Raw genomic sequence first — 21,421 nt, 5'->3', positions numbered from 1 at the left:
TTGCCCGCAGACCGCGTGATTTGCAATCGGGCAGGGCGGCCGGGCTTGCCCTGTGCCAGCGGCGGCAGTATGGCAGGCGCAACTTTCGGAGATCAGAATGCTCAGCGACAGACCCCAGCCCTCATTCGTGCTCGTCCGCCCGCAGATGGGCGAAAACATCGGTGCCGCCGCGAGGGCGATGTGGAATTTCGGCCTGGACCGGATGCGTATCGTCGCCCCGCGCGACGGCTGGCCCAACCCCAAGGCCGTGGCCATGTCGAGCGGTGCCGGGCGGCTGCTGGACGAGGCGCAACTGTTCGACGATCTGGCCGGCGCGTTGGGCGACCGCACATACGTTTTCGCCACCACCGCCCGTCAGCGTGGCCTGACCAAACCCGTCTACAGCCCCGAGCGTGCCATGCAGATCGCGGCCCAAAAGGTGGCGGCGGGCGAAAAGGTGGCCGTGCTGTTCGGGCCTGAGCGGGCCGGTTTGGAGAATGAAGACATCGCCAAGGCCAATGCGATCATCTCGGTGCCGGTGAACCCCGAATACGCCTCGCTGAACCTGGGGCAGTGCGTGTTGCTGACCGCCTATGAGTGGATGCGCCAGACCGGCGACGTGGTGCACGAGGCCACCGATCTGGGCAAAGGCGACTGGGCCACCGGCATCGAGGTCGAGAAACTGGTAGAACACTACGAACAGCGGCTGGATGAGGCCGGGTTCTTCTACCCGCCGGAAAAGGCGGAAGGGATGAAGGTGAACCTGCGCAACCTGTGGTCGCGCATGCGCATGACGCGGGCCGATGTGCAGATGCTGCACGGGATCATGCGTCAGATGGTCCGCTGGAAGGACAAGGGCTGAGGCTGGACCTTCCCGGGCACTGGCCCTAGCTTGCGGGAAAATCAAGGACATGAGGACGGCATGAGCGGCAAGCGCAGCATCTTCGAAGAAGTCTCGGGTGAACAAAAGCAGGAAACGGTCCAGCCCGGCATGATCGACCGCGGCCGGGGCGGTGCACGCAAGGCCATCCGTATCTGGCTGATGATCTTGTTCGCGCTTGTCGTCGTGATGATTGCGGTGGGTGGGCTGACCCGCCTGACCGACAGCGGCCTGTCGATAACCGAATGGCGACCGGTCACCGGAGCGATCCCGCCGATGTCCGAGGCCGACTGGCAGGCCGAGTTCGACAAGTACAAACAGATCGACCAGTGGCGCATCATGAACCAGTGGATGGAGCTGGATGACTTCAAGACCATCTACTGGTGGGAATGGGGTCACCGGCAACTGGGCCGCGTGATCGGCCTGGTCTGGGCGCTTGGGTTCTTTGGCTTTCTGGTGCTGCGCAAGATCCCCGCAGGCTGGACCGGGCGCCTTGCGATCCCCGGACTGCTGGGCGGCGTGCAGGGCGCCGTCGGTTGGTGGATGGTGGCCTCGGGTGTGACGCAGGGCGAAGGGATGACCGCCGTTGCCAGTTATCGTCTGGCCACCCATCTTGGCCTCGCGTTCGTGATCCTGGGCTTTCTGGCCTGGTACATCTTCATGCTGGGGCGCGAGGAACGCGACCTGATGCAGGCCCGTCGCGCGAAAGAGGCGCGGCTGTTCTCGCTGTCGACCGGGCTGCTGCACTTTGCCTTTCTGCAGATCCTGATCGGTGCATTGGTGGCGGGTATCGACGCCGGCCGGTCCTATACCGACTGGCCGCTGATCGGCGGGCAACTGCTGCCGCCGGACGCCACCGCGCTTGAACCGATGTGGCGCAACTTTTTCGAAAGTCCGGGACTGGTGCAGTTCATCCACCGCTGCGTGGGCTATGTGCTGTTCGCCTTCGGCATCTTCGTCTGGCGGCGCGGCAGCAGCAGCGCCCACCCGCAGACCCGGTTCGCCTTCAACGCCATGTTCGCGGCGCTGTCGCTGCAGGTGGTCGTTGGCATCCTCACCGTGGTCTACGGCGCGCCCTGGCAGATCGCCATCTTCCACCAGTTTTCGGCCGTGGTCGTCTGGACCCTGATCCTGCGTGCCCGGTTTCTGACCGCTTATCCCATCGCAACCTCGCTACGCGGAGCTTGACCCAATGACTGCATTCAATGACCTGATGGCCTTTCAGCGTGAAACCTCGGCACTGGCACAGATCGCCGGGCGCCTGGGCTGGGACCAAGAGACCGTCATGCCGCGCGGGGCCGCCAACCAGCGCGCCGAGGAGATGGCCGCAATCGAAGCCGTGTTGCATGCGCGCCGTTCGGATCCGCGCGTGGCAGAGTGGCTGGAAAACGCCCATGCCGACACCGAGGTCGGTCAGGCGCAACTGCGCGAAATCCGCCGCACATACGAGCGCACGGTCAAGGTGCCCGCTGATCTGGCCACGGCCATCGCCCGCGTGACATCGGCCGCGCAGGGCAAGTGGGCACAGGCCCGCGCCGACGAGGATGTTGCTGCGTTTCTTCCGGTTCTGGAGGAAGTCGTGGCGCTGCGGCGCGAGGAAGGGGTGGCTCTGGCGCAAGGCGGCGATGTCTATGACGCGCTGGTCGAGGATTACGAGCCCTACACGACCGCTGCCCAGATCGCCGACATCTTCGACGCCCTGCGCCCGCGTCTGGTTGCGCTGCGCGCCGCGGTTCTTGACCGGCCGTCCCCCGCGGGCGTGACCGGAACGTTCGACGAAGCGGCCCAGATGAAGCTGACGCAAAAGCTGGCGGAGACTTTCGGGTACGACTTGAACCGGGGGCGGGTGGACAAGGCCGTACACCCGTTCTGTTCGGGCAGCGGCGACGACGTGCGCGTCACCACTCGGACCAGCGAAACCGACCCGTTCAACTGTTTCTATTCGACCATCCATGAGGTCGGGCACGCCTGCTATGAGCAGGGCATCGACCCGGCCTACGCGCTGACACCGCTGGGCCAGGGCGTGTCAATGGGCGTTCATGAAAGCCAGAGCCGCATCTATGAAAATCAGCTGGGCCGCTCGCGGGCCTTCACGGGCTGGCTGTTCCGGCAGATGACGGACGCCTTCGGAGATTTTGGCATCGCGGATGAAGATACCTTCTATGCCGCCGTCAACCGGGTGCACAACGGATACATCCGTACCGAAGCGGACGAGGTTCAGTACAATCTGCACGTCATGCTGCGGTTCGATCTGGAGCGCGCACTTATGTCGGGCGATCTGCAGGTGCAGGACCTCGAGGCCGCGTGGAACGACCGTTTCCATGCCGATTTCGGCTATGCGGTCGACAAGCCTTCGAACGGGTGTCTGCAGGACGTGCATTGGTCGGTAGGCCTGTTTGGCTACTTCCCGACCTATTCGCTGGGCAATGTCTACGCGGGCTGTCTGTATCAGGCGCTGCGGGCGGCAATTCCAGGTCTGGATGATCAATTGGCGCAGGGCGATACCTCCGCGGCAACCGGATGGCTGCGCGAGCATGTTCAGCAGCATGGCGGTCTGTATGCCCCACGCGATGTCATCCGCCGCGCCAGCGGCATGGAGCCCGGACCCGAGCCGTTGTTGGCTTATCTCGAAGACAAATTCGGCACGCTCTACGGTCTATGACCTGGAAAGATGACCGCTATGGGTATGATAGGGGTCATCTAGCCGCGGTGTGCATCAGGCACCCAGTCTTCCGGAGGCCGGTTCCAGAACCGGTTCGGGTTGTCTTCGTCCTGCCCGCGGATGTGCAGCGTTCGAAAACACGGGTGCAGAAAGATCACCGGTTCTTCATAGGGATGGGCCGCGTAGATTGCGCGCAGCACCTTCGAACGCACGCCGTTCGATACATCCAGAAAGAACGAAACTTCGACGCAGGGAACATCAACCGTGTCGCAGGTGACGGAATTGCGTCCGGTCCCGAGTGACCGAAAGCTCTGAGTTCCGGGCGTTGACCGGAAGGTGACGTGATCATAATCGCCGTAAACCAGGTTGGCTTCGGCCAGAACAGCATCAATCACCGCCTGCGCGCGGTCCTCGGGAACCTGAACGATCACGCGCCAACCTTTGTCTGTCAGATATCGTTCGGTGTCCTGTGGTTTTTGGGTCATTCCAGTCTCCTAACCAAGCAACGTCAGAATGACCGGGTTTGCACCTCAAGTGTGACTTATCGTTTCGCCATCGACCGAACCGACGACCCGAGGCAATCAAACGCGGAGTCCGACAAGCCGAAATGGCGAGTCAGTGCGATCTTGCCGTCCTGCGTGATGGTCAGGGCGCGGCTGGACCTCTGGCGCGCCAACCATTTGTCTTTCAGAGCTTTTTCCAGAATCGAGATTCCCAAGGGACCTGAGATGTGATTTCGGCGCTCCGTCCAATCCAGACAGAATTTGGCGATCGGCCTGTGGGCTCTGACCCGCGGTGGGTCCAGGTCGAGATCGGTCAGAAACGCGTGATATCGCGGACCCGGCGCCAGAGCCCCATGTGCCAGTTGCAGAACGCCCGTATCCAGCAGGTTGTCCGTGATCCACACACCGAGACGCCCGGCAAGATGGTTATAGCAGCAACGGGCCAACAGAACGCCCGAGTCCGGTTTCGCGGCTCGCCGGACATGATCGCTGGGGGTTAGCGTGGACAGCGTTTCCAAAACCGATGCGACCTGTGCGTTTGCGATCCGGTGATAGACATGCCTGCCGCTGCGTATCGAGGTGGTCAGGCCGGCCCGCTCCAACTGCTTGAGATGGGAGGTCGCAGTTGGCGGCGTTATGTTGGCAGCGCAGGACAACTCTTTGTTGGTGAACGCCCGCCCGTCCATCAGTTCGCACAGGATGCGCGCGCGGGTTGGGTCGGCGAGGGCGGCGCCGATGATGTCCAGTCTGGGTTCGGGTCTCATTGGATGAGCCTACCGCAAAACCCGGCTTGCCCCCAGAAAGAACGCTTCGACATCCGCCGAAACGAAAAGGAGCGGCTGCTGTTGCAGAGCCGCTCCGTCGTCGTTGAAATGAGGGCCGCCGATCAGAGGCGGCCATCCTTACGTTTCGCTATCGTCTTCCTCGTCACCCTGGTCTGCGATCCAAGCGACGCTGACGACTTCCTCGCCTTTGCCGGTGTTGAACACCTTGACCCCGCCCGCACTGCGGGACCGGAACGATATACCGTCGACCGGAACCCGGATCGACTGCCCCTTGGACGTGGCCAGCATGATCTGGTCGTCGATTTCGACGGGGAACGAGGCCACCAGCGGGCCGCCCCGCATCGCCTTGTCCATCGCCATCACGCCCATTCCACCGCGGCCGCGCACCGGGTAGTCATGCGACGAGCTGAGCTTGCCCGACCCGCCGGCCGTGATAGTCAGGATAAGGTTTTCCGCCGCAGACATCTCGGCATAGCGCTCCTGAGGCAGGATGCTGTCTGCGTTGCCTTCGTCTTCGTCGGTTTCGGTCTCTTCGGTGACACCTGCCATCAGGCGGCGCATCTTCAGGTAGGCGGCGCGCTCGTCTGCCGTGGCCTCGAAGTGGCGAATGACGGACATCGAGACGACTCGATCGCCATTCGTCAGTTTGATGCCGCGCACACCGGTCGATTTGCGGCCCTTGAACACGCGCACGGCAGTGGTCGGGAAGCGGATTGCCCGGCCGGAGTTGGTGACCAGCATCACGTCGTCATCCTCGGAACAGATGCGCGCGTTGACCAGTTCCACACCCTCGGGCAGATCCATCGCGATCTTGCCGTTGCGCTTGACGTTGGTGAAATCGCTCAGCGCGTTTCGGCGCACGTCACCGGCACTGGTGGCGAAGACGATCTGCAGGTTTTCCCATTCTTCATCCGGCACATCGACCGGCATGATCGCCGCAATCGAAACACCGGTGGGAATCGGCAGGATGTTGACGATGGCCTTGCCCTTGCCGGTGCGCCCCGATTGGGGCAGGCGCCAGGTCTTGAGCTTGTAGACCATCCCGTCGGTGGTGAAGAACAGCAGTTGCGTATGCGTGTTCGCCACGAACAGATTGGTTACGACGTCCTCTTCCTTGGTCTGCATCCCCGACAGACCCTTGCCGCCGCGCTTCTGCGCGCGGAAGTCGGCCAGCGGCGTACGCTTGATGTAGCCGCCCGAGGTCACGGTGACGACCATGTCCTCGCGTTCGATCAGGTCCTCGTCTTCCATATCGCCGGACCAGTCGACGATTTCAGTGCGGCGCGGCACTGCGAACTGCTCTCGAACCTCGCGCAGCTCGTCGGCGATGATGCTCATGATGCGCTCGCGCGAGGACAGAATGTCCAGGTATTCCTTGATCTTGGCGGCCAGGTCTTCCAGCTCGTCCGTGACCTCTTTGACACCAATCTGGGTCAGGCGTTGCAGGCGCAGATCAAGGATCGCGCGGGCCTGAACCTCGGTCAGGTTGTAGGTGCCGTCGTCGTTCATCTTGGACAGCGGGTCGTCGATCAGGCGCAGATAGCTCTCGATCTCGGCTGCGGGCCAGCGGCGGGTCATCAGCTTTTCGCGCGCCTCTGCCGCGTCGGCCGAGGACCGGATCGTGGCAACGACCTCGTCCACGTTCGAGACCGCCACGGCCAGACCGCACAGGATATGGCTGCGTTCCCGCGCCTTGCGCAGGTCGTATGCGGTGCGGCGGGCGACCACATCTTCGCGGAAGTCGATGAAGCTGGTCAGGAACCGGCGCAGGGTCAGCTGCTCGGGGCGGCCGCCGTTCAGCGCCAGCATGTTGCACCCGAACGAGGTCTGCATCGGGGTGAACCGGTACAGTTGGTTCAGCACCACCTCGGGTGTTGCGTCGCGCTTCAGCTCGACCACCACCCGCACGCCGTTGCGGTCGGATTCGTCCTGAACATGGCTGACGCCTTCGATGCGTTTTTCGCGCACGGCTTCGGCGATCTTCTCGATCATCGAGGCCTTGTTCACCTGATAGGGGATCTCGTCCACGATGATGGCATACCGGTCCTTGCGCAATTCCTCGACGCGGGTCTTGGCGCGGATAATGACGCTGCCACGGCCTTCCAGATAGGCCTTGCGCGCGCCGGAACGGCCCAGCATCACGCCGCCCGTGGGGAAATCGGGGCCGGGGACGTATTCGATCAGCTGTTCGCTGGTCAGGTCCGGATCGTCGATCAGCGCCAGCGTCGCGTCGACCACTTCGCCCAGGTTGTGCGGCGGGATGTTGGTGGCCATTCCCACCGCGATACCGCCGGCGCCGTTGACCAGCATGTTCGGGAACCGCGCGGGCAGGACGGTGGGTTCCTTGTCCTTGCCGTCGTAGTTGTCCTGGAAATCGACCGTCTCTTTCTCGATATCCGCCAACAGGGCGGCGGCGGGCTTGTCCATGCGAACCTCGGTGTAGCGCATGGCCGCCGGGTTGTCGCCGTCCATCGAGCCGAAGTTGCCCTGACCATCCAGCAGAGGCAGCGACATCGAGAAATCCTGCGCCATACGCACCAGCGCGTCATAGATCGCGCTGTCACCGTGCGGATGGTATTTACCCATCACATCGCCCACGGGACGGGCCGATTTGCGGTAAGCTTTGTCATGGGTGTTCCCGGTCTCGTGCATCGCATAGAGGATGCGCCGATGCACCGGTTTCAAGCCGTCGCGCAGATCGGGGATCGCACGGGACACGATGACCGACATCGCATAGTCCAGATAGGACGTCCGCATCTCGGATTCGATGGATACCGTCGGGCCGTCGTAAACCGGGCGCTCGGGCGGGGTTTCATCCATGTTTTCGGGGATTTCTGGCGTATCGCTCACGTAAACTGCCCGTTTTTTGTGCTGGGTCTATATCTTGTGGATGCATCTTATCAGACCCGGCACATAGGGTGCAAGCAAGCAACCCGGAAGTGGCCTGAAACCGCGGTGTTTTTCGGGTAACACATTGTTTTAATACGGATTGAAAAGGAATCATGTTACCCTGAAGGGACCTTTGAGGAAATCTGGAGGTCTGAATGGAGAAAAACGAAACCGAATTGATGCTGAAGGGGTATGGCCTGACAACGGCTGAAATCTTCTATCGCATGCCGGATTACATCCATGTTCTGAACACGTTCATCTGGCAGGATTACGACTTGGCGCCGGATCATCCCAAGCTGTTCAATTTCATCGAGTTCTGGCAGCGCGAAATCGAGGGTCCGCTGCATTCGGTGCGCTTTACCCACCGCAAGATGATCGCACCCGGAGAATGGCGGAACGTCGTCGGAGAATACCGGCTGAACTAGCGTTTCGGTCAGGTTGCGGTAAAGGCCAATGCGCCTTGATCCGGCCGATGGATCATCGAATGAAGGCCGACCTGCGTTTCGGCGCAGGTTACTCACTCTCATAATTTCTGAACACAACCAGATCTTGGCAATCCGTTGACGGCGGACGCGTTGAGCGGTTGAATATTCTTGTGCGTTTCGGTGGCGGTCCGGTGCGGCGCACACGATTGGTACAGATCGGAAAACCAGAGAAAGTCCAGGATATGATTGCGCTAACATTGGACATGCCGGCGATGGCGCGTTAAGGACGGCTCATGGTTTCTCGCGTTATACCCGTCGACCCATTTGATCTGGTCATTTTTGGTGGCACCGGGGATCTGGCGCAGCGCAAGATTTTGCCTGCCTTGTTTCGCCGTTATTGCGCGGGACAGTGGAATGACGATGTTCGGATAATTGCCGCAGCAAGATCCGCGCATGACCAGGCGGGCTATCGCGCGATCGTGGCCGAGTCACTGGCCCAGCACGCACCTCCTCAAGCGGCGGATTCGGGCAATCTTGATGGGTTCCTGAACCGCCTGCAGTATCTGCGCTTGGACGCCAGTTCTGATGATGGGTGGGAAAAACTTTCGGGGCAGTTGACGGATTCGCGGATCCGCGCCTTTTATTTCTCGGTCGGACCCGGATTGTTCGCCCCGTTGGCGGAGAAAATCCGCCAGCACGGTCTGGCAAACGAGCAGACGAGGATCGTTGTCGAAAAACCATTCGGTCACGACCTGGACAGCGCGCGGGCGTTGAATGCCACGCTGGCCTCATATTTCAGCGAAAGCCAAGTCTACCGGATCGATCATTACCTGGGCAAGGAAACCGTCCAGAACCTTATGGCCGTCCGGTTCGGCAATATGCTGTTTGAGCCGCTGTGGAACAGCCAGTACGTCGACCATATCCAGATCACCGTCGCCGAGACAGTCGGCGTGGACGGGCGCGAAGAATATTACGAGCGCGCGGGGGCAATGCGCGACATGGTGCAAAACCATCTGATGCAGCTGTTGTGCCTGATCGCGATGGAACCGCCTGCCAAGTTCGATTCGGACGCCGTGCGCGACGAAAAGCTCAAGGTGATCCGCGCGCTGGACCCGGTGCAGCCGCACCACATCGTCCGTGGGCAGTATTCGGGTGGACCCGACGGGCCGGGCTACCGCGAAGCGGTGGGCAATCCACGCTCGACCACTGAAAGCTATGTGGCGCTGCGGGCGCATGTCAGCAATTGGCGGTGGGCGGGCACACCGTTTTACCTGCGCACCGGCAAGCGGCTGGTGGCAAGGTCCTCGGTGATCAACGTCATCTTCAAGGACGCCCCGCATTCGATCTTCGGGGCCGAGGCCGGTCGGCATGCCAACACGCTTTCGATCCGGCTGCAGCCGAACGAAGGCATAACGCTGAAAGTCACGATCAAAGAGCCGGGGCAGGGCGGAATGCGTTTGATCGACGTCCCGTTGGATATGAGCTTTGCCGAAGCGCTCGGGCCCGAAAACCAGGAAGCGCCGGATGCTTATGAGCGTTTGGTGATGGACGTGATCCGGGGCAACCAAACCCTGTTCATGCGCGGAGACGAGGTCGAGGCCGCTTGGGCCTGGACCGACCCGATCATTGCGGGGTGGCAGGCGCGCGGCGACGTGCCAAAACCCTATGACAGCGGCAGTACCGGTCCCGGCGACGCCGAACTGCTGATGAAACGCGACGGTCGCCATTGGCAAGGGATCAAGCCATGAAGATTCAGGAATACGCTGACAGGGACATGCTGGCCATTGATGTTGCCAACGTTCTGGCCGGAGAGTTGGAGGCTGCGCTGCTGCACAACGATGTCGTGGCTTTTGCGGTTCCCGGCGGCACCACGCCCGGGCCGATCTTCGACAGCCTGTGCGCCGCGGACCTTGAATGGGAGCGTGTCCGAGTGCTGCCCACCGACGAGCGCTGCGTCCCGGCAGACAGTGACCGGTCGAACGAACGCCTGATCCGCGACCGACTTCTGACCAATCGAGCGGCGGCGGCGGACTATGTCCCGCTCTATATTCCCGGCAAGACGCCCGAAGAGGTTCTGCCCCAAATCGAAGCTCTGATCGAGCCGCTGCGCCCGTTGGCGGTGCTGGTTCTTGGAATGGGCGACGACATGCATACGGCCTCGTTGTTTCCGGGGATGGAGGGGCTGGCGCAGGCATTGGCCAGCAACGCACCGGCATTGGCCGTCGCTCGCCCGCAGACGCAGCCCGAGACGCGCATCACACTGACGGGTCCGGTTCTGGATGGGGCGCTGTCCAAACACCTGGTCATCTATGGTGAACAAAAGCGCGCAGCGCTTGAGCGTGCCATGAGCCTGCCGCCCGAGGAGGCGCCAATTGCGGCAGTCTTGGATGGAATGACGGTACACTGGGCGGATTGATCTCATGCAACTGGACACTCTCAGAACCCTTGCCGCGCAGGCGGCGGATACCCGCATCCTCGACCTGTTCGCGCAGGATCCCGACCGGGCGCAGAGCTTCTCGGCCTCGACCGGCGATTTGCTGTTCGACTATTCGAAGACCCTGATCGCCGCGGACATCCGCGCGGCGCTGATCGACCTGTGCGATCAAGCCGGTCTGGCCGAGCGGCGCGACGCGATGTTCCGCGGCGACAAGATCAACGAGACCGAGGGCCGCGCGGTGCTGCATACGGCGCTGCGCAATCTGGACGGCGGCCCGGTCGAGGTTGATGGCCAGGACGTGATGCCCGACGTTCTGGACACCCTGCAGCGCATGCGCGTGTTCGCCGAAGAGGTCCGGGGCGGAACGGCCCAGGGGGCAGGGGGCAGCTTTACCGACGTGGTGAATATCGGCATCGGCGGTTCGGACCTTGGGCCGGTGATGGCGACGCTGGCGCTGGCGCCCTATCACGACGGGCCGCGCCTGCACTATGTCTCGAACGTGGATGGCGCGCACATCGCCGACACGCTGCGCGAACTGGACCCGACGCGGACGCTGGTGATCGTGGCGTCCAAGACATTTACCACCATCGAAACCATGACCAACGCGCGGACGGCGCGGGCCTGGATGCTGGACGGCGGCGGCGACCCGGGGCGGCAGTTCGCGGCCGTGTCCAGCGCCGTCGACAAGACGGCGGACTTCGGCATCCCGTCTGACCGCGTGTTCGGCTTCGCCGATTGGGTCGGCGGGCGCTATTCGGTCTGGGGTCCGGTTGGACTGCCGGTGATGATTGCGGTGGGCTCGAACGCCTTCGACGCGTTCCTTCGCGGCGGGCAGGCGATGGACGTGCATTTCCGCGCCGCGGGCTGGGCCGAGAACATGCCGGTGATGCTGGCGCTGGTGGGCTTCTGGCACCGTCAGGTGCTGGGTCATGCCAGCCGCGCGGTTCTGCCCTATGACCAACGGCTGCTGCGGCTGCCGGCCTACTTCCAGCAGCTCGAGATGGAATCGAACGGCAAATCGGTGGCCATGGACGGCTCGGCGCTGAGCGTGCCTTCGGGGCCGGTGGTCTGGGGTGAGCCCGGCACCAACGGGCAGCACGCGTTTTACCAACTGATCCATCAGGGCACCGACGTGATCCCCTGCGAATTCATGGTGGCCGCCGAAGGCCACGAGCCCGAACTGGCCCATCATCACCGTCTGCTGCTGGCCAACTGCCTGGCTCAGTCCGAGGCGTTGATGCGTGGCCGGTCGCTTGAGGAAGCGCGAGCGCGCATGGCCGAGATGGGCCTGCATGGCGACGAGTTGGAGCGTCAGGCCCGGCATCGCGTGTTCCCGGGCAACCGGCCCTCGACCACGCTGATCTATCCGCAGCTGACGCCCTTCGTTCTGGGCCAGATCATTGCGCTGTATGAACACCGGGTGTTCGTCGAAGGCGTGCTGTTGGGCATCAACTCGTTCGACCAGTGGGGGGTGGAGCTGGGCAAGGAGTTGGCCACCTCGCTGGGGCCAATCGTCGATGGCGATGCGGGCACCGAGGGCAAGGACGGCTCGACCGCCGCACTTGTGGCCTATGCGCTGCGGCACCGGGGCTGAAGCCCTGCAAATCTGACGGCCTGCCGCCACGGCAGGCCGCATTCTTTTATTGTCAGACAATTAAATGATTGGCAGGATCGGCCCCGAGGAGAAGCCCTGGGGCCGGCCATGCCGCCGTGCCGCCGGGCCGCAACAGACGCCGCATCAAGCCGGCGCGATGAATGGGAGGATGTCCATGCTGGGACAGATGATGACGCAGCCGCTGTTGATTTCGTCACTGATCGATCATGCTGCGCGCTATCATGGTCAGACCGAGATCGTTTCGGTCGAAACCGACGGAACCGTCACCCAGACGACCTGGGGCGAGATCGCTGCCAATGCCCGGCGCATGGGGTCGGCGCTGACCAAGCTTGGCCTGCATCCGCAGGACCGGATCGGCACACTGGCCTGGAACAACCGCCGGCATCTGGAAATCTACTATGCCGCCTCGGGTGCCGGGTTTGTCTGCCACACGATCAACCCGCGCCTGTTCCCCGAACAGCTAGTTTACATCATCAATCACGCGCAGGACCGGGTGCTGTTCTTCGACGCCACCTTCATCCCGCTGGTCGCCGCGATCCGTGATCAACTGACCGAGGTGAAGCATTTCGTCCTGATGGGGCCGCGCAACGAGGACGCGCTGCAGCAGATCCCCGGCCTGGAATTCTATGACGAGTTGATCGAGACCGGTGCCCCCGATTTCGAATGGCCCGTCTTCGATGAAAACACCGCCTCGAGCCTGTGCTACACCTCGGGCACGACCGGCCACCCCAAGGGCGTGCTGTATTCGCACCGTTCGACCGTTCTGCACAGCTTTGCCTCGAACACCCGCGACGTCATCGGGTATTCGGCGATGGATGTGGTGATGCCAGTGGTGCCCATGTTCCATGTCAACGCCTGGGGGTCGCCCTATGGCTGTGCCATGTCCGGTTCGCAGATGGTGTTGCCCGGGCCGGACCTGCATGGCGAGGCGCTGGTGAACCTGATCGACACCTATGGCGTGACGCTGGCGATGGGGGTTCCCACGATCTGGCAGGGTTTGCTGGCCCATGCCGCCAAATGCGGCACCAAGCTGGAAAGCCTCGAACGTACGGTGATCGGCGGCGCGGCCTGCCCGCCCTCGATGATCGCGACCTTCCGGGAAAAATACGGCGTCGACACCGTGCATGCCTGGGGGATGAGCGAGATGAGCCCGCTGGGCACTGCCAACATTCCGCTGGCCAAGCATCGCAAGCTGCCGATCGAGGAACAGCACAAACTGCGCGAGAATCAGGGTCGTCCGCCCTTTGGGGTCGAGCTGAAGATCGTCGATGACGACGGCAACGACCTGCCGCATGACGGGGTCACGCAGGGCGACTTGATGGTGCGCGGCCATTGGGTGTTGGACAGCTATTTTCAGCTGCAGGATCAAGATCTTCTGCAGGATGGCTGGTTCGCTACCGGCGATGTGGCGACGTTGGACCCCGATGGCTACATGACCATCCGCGACCGTTCCAAGGACATCATCAAATCGGGCGGTGAATGGATCAGCTCGGTCGAGCTGGAAAACATCGCCGTAGCGCACCCGAGATTGTCCACCGCGGCCGTGATCGGCGTGCCGCATCCCAAATGGGACGAACGCCCGCTGCTGGTGGCCGTCAAGGCCGAGGGCGAAGACCCGTCCGAGGCCGAACTGCTGGGGTTTTTCGACGGCAAGATCGCCAAGTGGCAGGTGCCGGACAAAGTGGTCTTCGTCGAAGCGCTGCCACTGAATGCAACGGGCAAGGTGCTGAAACGCAAACTGCGGGATGAATTCAAGGACGCCTTGGCAGGTTAACGCTTGATTTCTATGGATTTTTGGCTCCGGCGGTAGGGATCGAACCTACGACCAATTGATTAACAGTCAACTGCTCTACCGCTGAGCTACGCCGGAACTGAGGGGCGTGTACCAATCTGCAAAGACAAGGTCCAGACGAAAATTGCTTTCTTTGGACGAATTACGCGCCCCAGGTTTCCGTTTCGGATTTCAATCGGGGTGCACAGCTTTGTTGTTTCCTGCGGCAGTGAATCGTTGCGTTGATCTACGCGCCGGCCGCGACGTGATCGTTTTATCCGGATCAGAAAGAGACTAGCCTCTCGATAATGCACCATGCTTCGGTGAGCCTGTTGAAACCGGAAAGGAATCCAAGATGCGGACAGCTTGCAGGATTGCAGCAAAGCTATTCTTTTTTGTTCTCGCCGCGCCGGGGATCGCCCAAGAGGCCGGAACCCTGATCACCGGCGCTCGGATTTTCGACGGTGTCAGTTCCGACCTGATCGAGGGTCAGGACGTTTTGATCCAAGACGGCATGATCACGGCCCTTGGCCCTGATCTGGATGCGCTGGATGGAGTAACGGTGATCGATGCACAGGGTCGGTTCCTGATGCCCGGATTTGCCGACATGCATGCGCATCTGATGTTTCAGATGCCGTTCGGTATCGCATTCAATGCCGATCGCGAATACTGGGCCTATGTTGCCGCAACCGTCGCCGAACAATACCTGATGCAGGGGTTCACGACGGTCCGCGATGTCGGCGGGAACTCGTTTTCACTGAAACGCGCCATAGATGAGGGCATCCTGACGGGGCCTCGGGTCTATCCTTCGGGTCCCATGATCTCGCAAAGCTCGGGCCACTCGGATCATCGGACGGACGCAAACGAGCCCGGTTCGTTGGTGTTCGAGCCCAGCATTCCGATGAAATACTTCCATGTCGCAGTTGCCGATGGGCGTGACGAGGTTCTGAAAACCGTGCGCGAGGTGTTGCGCCGCAGGGCCTCGCAGATCAAGATTTCGGTCGGTGGCGGCACCGGGTCATTTGCTGATCCATTGGACACCACGCAGTACACGGAAGACGAAATCCGTGCAGCCGTCGAGGCGGCCGAAGACTGGAACACCTACGTTACCGCCCATGTCTACAACTCGGATGGCATCATCCGCGCCGTCGAGAATGGGGTGAAGTCCATCGAGCATGGCAATCTGATGAGCGAAGAGGCCATGCGCGTGATGATGGAGCATGATGCCTGGCTGTCGCCGCAGGTCATCGTCTACACATTCCATCCGGCCGGCTACAACGACGAACAAAAAGCCAAGCATGACGAAGCCTATGACGGCATCAACCAGATGTTCACCATGGCCAAGGAGCTTGGATTCGAGAATATCGTCTTCGGCACGGACGTGATCACTTCTCCTGAGATGATCAAGCGCGCAAACGAGGAGTTCGTTCTGAGAACGGAATGGTTCGACAATGCCGAAATACTCCGTCAGGCAACCTCGAAATCAGCCGAGTTGCTTGCCTTGTCGGGGCCGCGCAATCCTTATCCCGGGGCGCTGGGTGTCATTGCGGAAGGTGCTCATGCGGATATCCTTCTGATCGACGGCAACCCCCTTGAGGACATGTCTGTCATGACCGAATACGAAGAGCGCTTCGACCTGATCATGAAGGGCGGGGTGATCTACAAAAACGAACTGTAGCGGACGATCTGCTGTGCAAATGCATGGCGGACCAAACTTGCGTCACAGGCGCTGAAAAATTCTCTGATGTTTCGCGGGTGTGATTGACAGGATTGGGCTGATCGAAAGACCAACTCCAAACTAACGGCGCAGGTCCTTGGGGGCAGGCTGATTGTATGCTTGGAACCAGCTGAAAACCCGGCCTGTCGGATCGGCAACCGACCATACACGGGACGCGAGCGGTTGGGTGCGCCACAAACTTCTGAAATCAGAGGATTTTGGCTCCGGCGGTAGGGATCGAACCTACGACCAATTGATTAACAGTCAACTGCTCTACCGCTGAGCTACGCCGGAACTGAGGCGCATATAGCAATCCGGTTTTTCGGCGTCCAGAGGGGAAAAGCACCGAGGGCGAATTTTTTGCGCGTTCAGGAGATGCGGTGAAAACTGGTCTGCACCGACAGCGCGCCTTGGGGGGCGACGCGGTCTTTTCCGGTCAGATCCACCAGATGGGCAAACACGTTGCGCTCGGCCGCTGGAAGCAGGGCAGGCGGGGTTTCGACATAGATCCGCTGGGCCAGATCCCGGGCTGTGCCCGGGCGCTCGGCCAGCGCGTCGAGGATTTGTGCCTCACGTTCCAGCCGGTGGCGGATCAACCAGTCAAGCCGACCCGAGGGGTCTGTGATCGGCGCGCCGTGCCCGGCATGGAAGACCGACCAGTCGTGCGCGCGTAGCCGGTGGCAGGCTTTCATGAAGTCTGTCAGATCACCATCCGGAGGCGAAACCAGCGAACTGGCCCAGCCCATCACGTGATCGGCGGTGAAACAAACGTCTCCCCAGGCCAGCGCGATGTGATTGCCCAGATGACCCGGCGTGTGAATGACCTCAAGGCCCCATCCGTCCCCCTCGATCCTGTCGCCGTCCGCCAACTCGATGTCCGGGCGGAATTCCGTGTCGATTCCCTCGCCGCCGCCGGCGAGGCCTTGCTCGGCCAGTTGGGACATGATCGCGCTGCGCCCTGCCTGTGGCCCGCCAAAGGCGTAGATCGGGGCACCTGTCCGCTCTGACAGCGGAGCAGCCAGCGGCGAATGGTCCAGGTGGCTGTGGGTGACCACGATATGGCTGATCATTTGCCCGGGCTGCAGCGCATCCAGAATGGCCTGCATGTGACTGTCGCTCAACGGTCCGGGGTCGATTACGGCAAGGTCGCTGGTGCCCAGGAGGTATGTATTTGTCCCCAGATAGGTCATCGGCGACGGGTTTGGGGCCAGCAAGAGCCTGAGGCCCGGCTGCAGGGCGACAGGGATCCCCGGTTTCGGGTTGAAATCGTCTGCTTGCAGCATCTTGGCCTCTTTCTCTTGGCGGGGCAGCCCGCTAGGTTTAGCGCATGTCCTCGCGCTGGCTCAAACCCTATTTGCCCCGCAGCTTGTATGCCCGGGCGGCCCTGATTCTGGTGCTGCCGGTGATCGTGGTTCTGTTGGTGGTGTCGGTGGCATTCGTGCGTGAACACCTCGAGGATGTGACCGGTCAGATGACCCGGGCGGCGTCGCGCGAAGTGCGGCTGGTTCTGGAAGACATTCAGGGTGCCGAAACCCAACAGCAGGCGCTGGCCGCGGTGCGTCCGGATTTGAGGGTGCTGGACATGCAGGCCCGCTTTCTGGGGATCAACGAAACGCCTACGATTGAACCGCGGCGCTGGTATGATTTCATCGCACCGCAGATCGACGCTGATCTTCGAGAGCTGCTGCCGAACCTCGTGGCGGTATCGTTGCCGGACAGTCAGGTCGCGACTTTGTTCTTGAACACCCATCTGGGTGTTTTGGAGCTTGGCTTTGATCGCCGGCGTCTATCGACGGTCGCTCCGCACCAGTTGATCGTCACGATGCTGTTCTTTGCGGTGATCATGACCTCGATTTCGTTCTTGTACATGCGCAATCAGTTGCGGCCGATCACTCGGCTGGCCGATGCGGCGCAGGCTTTTGGTCGCGGTCGGGTCGTGCCGTTCACCCCCGGAGGGGCAGTCGAGGTGCGGGCCGCCGGTAGCGCGTTTCTTGACATGCGCGCCAGGATCGAGCGGCAGATCGAGCAGCGGACCCTGATGCTGTCGGGAGTCAGCCATGACCTGCGAACGCCTCTGACCCGGCTCAAGCTTGGCCTGTCGATGCTGCCCGAGGAAGATGCAAAGCCGCTGCTTCAGGACGTGAACGAAATGCAGTCACTCCTGGATGCCTTCCTTGATTTCTCGCGCGGCGCGTCTGAGGGAGAGCAGGTCGAGGTTCGTCCGGATGAGCTTCTGCGCTCGATCGTGGATGATGCGCAACGGGCCGGACAAAGTGTCGAGTTGCTGCCGCCCGAAGGGCAGGGCGCAGTGATGCTGCGTCCGACTGCGATCCGCCGCGCCGTGGAAAACCTGATCGGCAACGCGGTGCGCTACGGGTCGCACGCGATAGTCAGCATGACCCTGACTGACAAATCGCTGCGCATTCGGGTTGAGGATGATGGCCCCGGCATCCCGCCCGAGCAGCGGACCGAGGCGGTGAAACCGTTCAGCCGGTTGGACCCGTCGCGGAACCAGAATCAGGGCAGCGGGGTGGGCCTCGGGCTGGCGATCGTTGCAGATATCGCCCGTGTCCACGGCGGTGTTTTGCGCCTGGGACAAAGCGAACGCTTGGGCGGTTTGTGCGCGGACATCATCATCGGGCGGTGATTTCGGCCGTATTTGGTAGGCCCGGAGGGACTCGAACCCCCAACCAAAGCGTTATGAGCGCTCTGCTCTAACCAATTGAGCTACAGGCCCGCCTGAGCGCTTGGGTACCACGCAGAACAGCCGCGTCAAGCCTGACCGTTGCAACGCGGCGCACAATCGACTAACCCGCGCTGAAAGCATTCATGAGGGAACGGCCATGACAGCGGGCAAGAACGGCATCACCTATGCAGATGCGGGCGTGGATATCGATGCGGGCAACGCTCTGGTCGACCGGATCAAGCCCGCCGCCAAGCGGACGAACCGCCCCGGCGTCATGAGCGGCCTTGGCGGGTTCGGCGCGCTGTTCGACCTGAAAGGGGCAGGGTATTCCGACCCGATCCTGGTGGGGGCAACCGATGGCGTGGGCACCAAGCTGCGGATTGCGATCGACACGGGCGTGGTCGATGGTGTGGGGATCGACCTGGTGGCCATGTGCGTGAACGACCTGATCTGCCAGGGGGCCGAGCCGTTGTTCTTTCTAGATTACTTCGCCACGGGCAAGCTGGACACCGACACCGCCGCGCGGATCATCGAAGGCATCGCCGAGGGCTGCGTCCGCTCGGGCTGTGCCTTGATCGGGGGTGAAACCGCCGAGATGCCGGGGATGTACCCCGATGGCGATTTCGACCTGGCAGGCTTTGCTGTCGGCGCGATGGAGCGCGGCAGCGATCTGCCCGCCGGTGTGCAGGCCGGGGATGTTCTGCTGGGGCTGGCCTCGGACGGGGTGCATTCCAACGGCTACTCGCTGGTGCGCAAACTGGTCGAGATCTCGGGCCAGGGATGGGATGCGGATTCGCCGTTCTGTGATGGGCCTTTGGGAGAGGCGCTGCTCACGCCCACGCGGCTCTACGTCAAACCCGCCCTCGCCGCGATCCGGGCCGGTGGCGCCCATGCGTTGGCGCATATCACCGGCGGTGGGCTGACCGAGAACCTGCCGCGCGTGCTGCCCGACGATCTGGGTACGGAAATCGACCTGAATGCCTGGGACCTGCCGCCGGTGTTCAGGTGGATGGCGGAAACCGGGGGCATCGCCGAGGCGGAAATGCTCAAGACCTTCAACTGCGGGATCGGCATGATCGTCGTCTGTGCCGCCGACCGCGCAGATGACCTGGCCGCCCTGCTGACGGATGCCGGCGAGAGCGTCGCGCGCATCGGATCGGTCACCGAAGGGGCGGGCGTCAGCTACGCAGGCAAGCTGCTGTGAGCCACAAGCGCGTCGCTATCCTGATTTCCGGGGGCGGGTCGAACATGGTGTCGCTGGTCGACAGCATGACAGGCGACCACCCGGCGCGCCCCTGTCTGGTTCTGTCGAACAATGCAGATGCTGGCGGCTTGGCCAAGGCGGCGGATCGCGGGATTGCCACAGCCGTGGTCGATCACCGGCCGTTCGGCGGTGACCGCGCCGCGTTTGAGGCCGAGCTGTGCAAGCCGCTGCTCGAGGCGCAGCCAGACATCGTCTGCCTGGCGGGGTTCATGCGCGTGCTGACGGGCGATTTCGTGTCCCGCTTTCAGGGACGGATGCTGAATATCCACCCCTCGCTGCTGCCCAAGTACAAAGGGCTCAACACCCACGCCCGCGCCATCGCCGCCGGGGATGCCGAACACGGCTGCACCGTGCACGAGGTCACCGCGGCGCTGGATGACGGTCCGATCCTGGGGCAGGCCCGGGTTCCGGTCGAACCCGGCGACACCCCGGATTCGCTTGCTCGGAAGGTGCTGGCCTGGGAACACAAGCTGTATCCGGCGGTTCTGGAGCGCTTTGCCCGTGGCGATCGCGCACCGGTGTTACTCCCCTGATCTTGCGCCAGAGATTTACATGAGCGGCCAATTCGGCCTATGGTCTGGCCAAGCGCTCGGGGCAGAAGAAACCAACGGGCAATGACCAGAGCAAGAGCAAGAATAGCAAGCGCATGAAGACCCTCAAAACCACGCGAGAGTTGGCTGACTTCTGCAAGGCTGCCGCCCAACACCCCTATGTGACCGTCGACACCGAATTCCTGCGCGAGCGGACCTACTACTCCAAGTTATGTCTGGTCCAGTTGGCCGTGCCCTCTGAAGACGAGGACAGCGCGGTATTGGTCGATCCGCTGGCAGACAGCTTGTCGCTTGAGCCGCTTTACGAATTGTTCCAGAACGAAAACGTCGTCAAAGTGTTCCATGCCGCCCGCCAGGACCTTGAGATTTTCTGGGTGGAGGCCGGTATTTTCCCCAAACCGCTTTTCGATACGCAGGTCGCTGCAATGGTTTGTGGTTTCGGGGAACAGGTTGGCTATGAAACGCTGGTTCGCAAGATCTGCAAACAGGGTCTGGACAAGACCTCGCGGTTTACCGATTGGTCGCGGCGCCCGCTGAGCGAGGCCCAGCAGACCTATGCGCTGGCGGACGTGACGCATCTGCGCAAAATCTATGAACATCTGGCCGCCGAGCTGGAGAAGTCCAAGCGCAGCCATTGGGTAGCGGAGGAGTTGCGCGTTCTGACCGATCCGGCAACCTATGACATCCGCCCCGAAGAGGCATGGCGGCGGGTCAAGACCCGAACCAACTCGGCCAAGTTCCTTGCGGTGGTGCGGGAGCTTGCCCGGTTCCGTGAGGAATATGCCCAGCAGAACAACGTGCCACGCAGCCGTGTATTCAAGGATGATGCGCTGGTCGAACTGGCGTCGACCAAACCACGCACGCATGCTGATCTGGGCAGCTCGCGTTTGCTGCTGCGCGAAGCGCGCAAAGGTGCCATCGCCGACGGTATTCTGGCCGCCGTACAGGCCGGTATGAATTGCCCTCCAGAGGATCTCCCGCGGGTGGACAACAGCCGGGACAAGATCAAGGTGAACCCCGCGCTGGCTGACCTGCTGCGGGTATTGCTGAAGTCAAAGACGGAAACCGCAGGGGTCGCGGCCAAGCTCATCGCGACCAGCTCGGAGCTGGATCAGATCGCGGCTGGGGACCGTGACGTTGCTGCGATGTCCGGCTGGCGGTTCGAGGTTTTTGGCGAGGACGCGCTCAAACTCTGCAGAGGCGAGATTGCCTTGGCAGCGAAGGGACAAACTGTTCAGGTTGTCCCCCTGTAAGATC

Annotated in this window: 17 protein-coding genes and 3 tRNA genes; 13 read left to right on the top strand and 7 right to left on the bottom strand. The window is 62.1% G+C overall.

Annotation, left to right across the window (positions count from 1 at the left end):
• Positions 1 to 97 precede the first annotated feature (97 nt).
• From ACR0MM_RS03445 to ACR0MM_RS03435, 3 genes are read left to right on the top strand one after another with little or no spacing between them, the layout of a single operon-like run.
• Positions 98 to 841, top strand: a complete 744-nt coding sequence (locus ACR0MM_RS03445; protein ID WP_480694427.1) for an RNA methyltransferase — start codon at positions 98 to 100, stop codon at positions 839 to 841.
• 60 nt (positions 842 to 901) lie between these two features.
• A complete protein-coding gene (ctaA, locus tag ACR0MM_RS03440) occupies positions 902 to 2,047 on the top strand; it encodes a heme A synthase (RefSeq protein ID WP_480694425.1) in 1,146 nt (381 codons plus the stop codon).
• A 4-nt stretch (positions 2,048 to 2,051) separates the two neighbouring features.
• Positions 2,052 to 3,521 (top strand): carboxypeptidase M32, encoded by a 1,470-nt coding sequence (locus tag ACR0MM_RS03435; protein ID WP_480694423.1) that lies wholly within the window; start codon positions 2,052 to 2,054, stop codon positions 3,519 to 3,521.
• Between the two features lie 38 nt (positions 3,522 to 3,559).
• Here the strand turns inward: ACR0MM_RS03435 and ACR0MM_RS03430 are convergent, their stop codons facing one another.
• From ACR0MM_RS03430 to gyrA, 3 genes are all read right to left on the bottom strand, one after another.
• Complete coding sequence (locus tag ACR0MM_RS03430; RefSeq protein ID WP_480694421.1) at positions 3,560 to 4,006, bottom strand: YqfO family protein; 447 nt, start codon at positions 4,004 to 4,006, stop codon at positions 3,560 to 3,562.
• Positions 4,007 to 4,062: 56 nt separating this feature from the next.
• Entirely contained in the window at positions 4,063 to 4,788 is a 726-nt protein-coding gene (locus ACR0MM_RS03425; protein ID WP_480694419.1) for an ArsR/SmtB family transcription factor, read from the bottom strand.
• A 138-nt stretch (positions 4,789 to 4,926) separates the two neighbouring features.
• Entirely contained in the window at positions 4,927 to 7,629 is a 2,703-nt protein-coding gene (gyrA, locus tag ACR0MM_RS03420; protein WP_170339448.1) for a DNA gyrase subunit A, read from the bottom strand.
• 224 nt (positions 7,630 to 7,853) lie between these two features.
• On the opposite strand from gyrA, the gene ACR0MM_RS03415 reads away from it, so the two are divergent.
• The 5 genes from ACR0MM_RS03415 to ACR0MM_RS03395 all read left to right on the top strand — a co-directional run bounded on the left by ACR0MM_RS03415 (position 7,854) and on the right by ACR0MM_RS03395 (position 13,949).
• Complete coding sequence (locus tag ACR0MM_RS03415) at positions 7,854 to 8,123, top strand: usg protein (RefSeq protein WP_093962206.1); 270 nt, start codon at positions 7,854 to 7,856, stop codon at positions 8,121 to 8,123.
• Positions 8,124 to 8,416: 293 nt separating this feature from the next.
• The gene (zwf, locus tag ACR0MM_RS03410) at positions 8,417 to 9,871 is read left to right on the top strand and encodes a glucose-6-phosphate dehydrogenase (RefSeq protein WP_480694417.1); all 1,455 of its coding nucleotides are present in this window, start codon (positions 8,417 to 8,419) and stop codon (positions 9,869 to 9,871) included.
• A complete protein-coding gene (gene pgl, locus ACR0MM_RS03405; RefSeq protein WP_480694415.1) occupies positions 9,868 to 10,539 on the top strand; it encodes a 6-phosphogluconolactonase in 672 nt (223 codons plus the stop codon). The genes zwf and pgl overlap by 4 nt, the downstream gene beginning before the upstream one ends.
• Positions 10,540 to 10,543: 4 nt before the next feature.
• Positions 10,544 to 12,154 carry a glucose-6-phosphate isomerase gene (gene pgi, locus ACR0MM_RS03400; RefSeq protein ID WP_170449873.1) on the top strand — a complete coding sequence of 537 codons (1,611 nt, stop codon included), beginning with the start codon at positions 10,544 to 10,546 and terminating at the stop codon, positions 12,152 to 12,154.
• Between the two features lie 175 nt (positions 12,155 to 12,329).
• Positions 12,330 to 13,949, top strand: coding sequence for a long-chain-fatty-acid--CoA ligase (locus ACR0MM_RS03395; RefSeq protein ID WP_480694413.1), 1,620 nt, complete (start codon positions 12,330 to 12,332; stop codon positions 13,947 to 13,949).
• Between the two features lie 21 nt (positions 13,950 to 13,970).
• Here the strand turns inward: ACR0MM_RS03395 and ACR0MM_RS03390 are convergent.
• Positions 13,971 to 14,045: transfer RNA gene (locus ACR0MM_RS03390), tRNA-Asn, on the bottom strand.
• Positions 14,046 to 14,301: 256 nt separating this feature from the next.
• Here ACR0MM_RS03390 and ACR0MM_RS03385 point away from each other — a divergent pair.
• Positions 14,302 to 15,624, top strand: coding sequence for a metal-dependent hydrolase family protein (locus ACR0MM_RS03385; RefSeq protein ID WP_480694411.1), 1,323 nt, complete (start codon positions 14,302 to 14,304; stop codon positions 15,622 to 15,624).
• A gap of 258 nt (positions 15,625 to 15,882) precedes the next feature.
• On the opposite strand, the gene ACR0MM_RS03380 is transcribed toward ACR0MM_RS03385, so the two are convergent.
• Both ACR0MM_RS03380 and ACR0MM_RS03375 read right to left on the bottom strand, forming a co-directional pair.
• Positions 15,883 to 15,957, bottom strand: a tRNA-Asn gene (locus ACR0MM_RS03380).
• A 74-nt stretch (positions 15,958 to 16,031) separates the two neighbouring features.
• Positions 16,032 to 16,946 carry an MBL fold metallo-hydrolase gene (locus tag ACR0MM_RS03375; RefSeq protein WP_480694409.1) on the bottom strand — a complete coding sequence of 305 codons (915 nt, stop codon included), beginning with the start codon at positions 16,944 to 16,946 and terminating at the stop codon, positions 16,032 to 16,034.
• 44 nt (positions 16,947 to 16,990) lie between these two features.
• Between ACR0MM_RS03375 and ACR0MM_RS03370 the strand changes: the two genes are divergently transcribed.
• Positions 16,991 to 18,310 carry an ATP-binding protein gene (locus ACR0MM_RS03370; RefSeq protein WP_480694407.1) on the top strand — a complete coding sequence of 440 codons (1,320 nt, stop codon included), beginning with the start codon at positions 16,991 to 16,993 and terminating at the stop codon, positions 18,308 to 18,310.
• 13 nt (positions 18,311 to 18,323) lie between these two features.
• On the opposite strand, the gene ACR0MM_RS03365 is transcribed toward ACR0MM_RS03370, so the two are convergent.
• Positions 18,324 to 18,400: transfer RNA gene (locus ACR0MM_RS03365), tRNA-Ile, on the bottom strand.
• A 106-nt stretch (positions 18,401 to 18,506) separates the two neighbouring features.
• Here ACR0MM_RS03365 and purM point away from each other — a divergent pair.
• The 3 genes from purM (at position 18,507) to rnd (ending at position 21,417) form a co-directional block, all read left to right on the top strand.
• Positions 18,507 to 19,553 carry a phosphoribosylformylglycinamidine cyclo-ligase gene (gene purM, locus ACR0MM_RS03360; RefSeq protein WP_480694405.1) on the top strand — a complete coding sequence of 349 codons (1,047 nt, stop codon included), beginning with the start codon at positions 18,507 to 18,509 and terminating at the stop codon, positions 19,551 to 19,553.
• Entirely contained in the window at positions 19,550 to 20,146 is a 597-nt protein-coding gene (gene purN / locus ACR0MM_RS03355) for a phosphoribosylglycinamide formyltransferase (protein ID WP_093962193.1), read from the top strand. The genes purM and purN overlap by 4 nt, the downstream gene beginning before the upstream one ends.
• Before the next feature lie 113 nt (positions 20,147 to 20,259).
• Entirely contained in the window at positions 20,260 to 21,417 is a 1,158-nt protein-coding gene (gene rnd, locus ACR0MM_RS03350) for a ribonuclease D (RefSeq protein ID WP_480694403.1), read from the top strand.
• Positions 21,418 to 21,421: the final 4 nt, after the last annotated feature.

The sequence above is a fragment of the Ruegeria sp. BC6 genome (genome assembly GCF_056539185.1).
The sequence above is the reverse complement of the archived record's forward strand: the minus strand, read 5'-3'. Positions and strand labels throughout refer to the sequence as shown.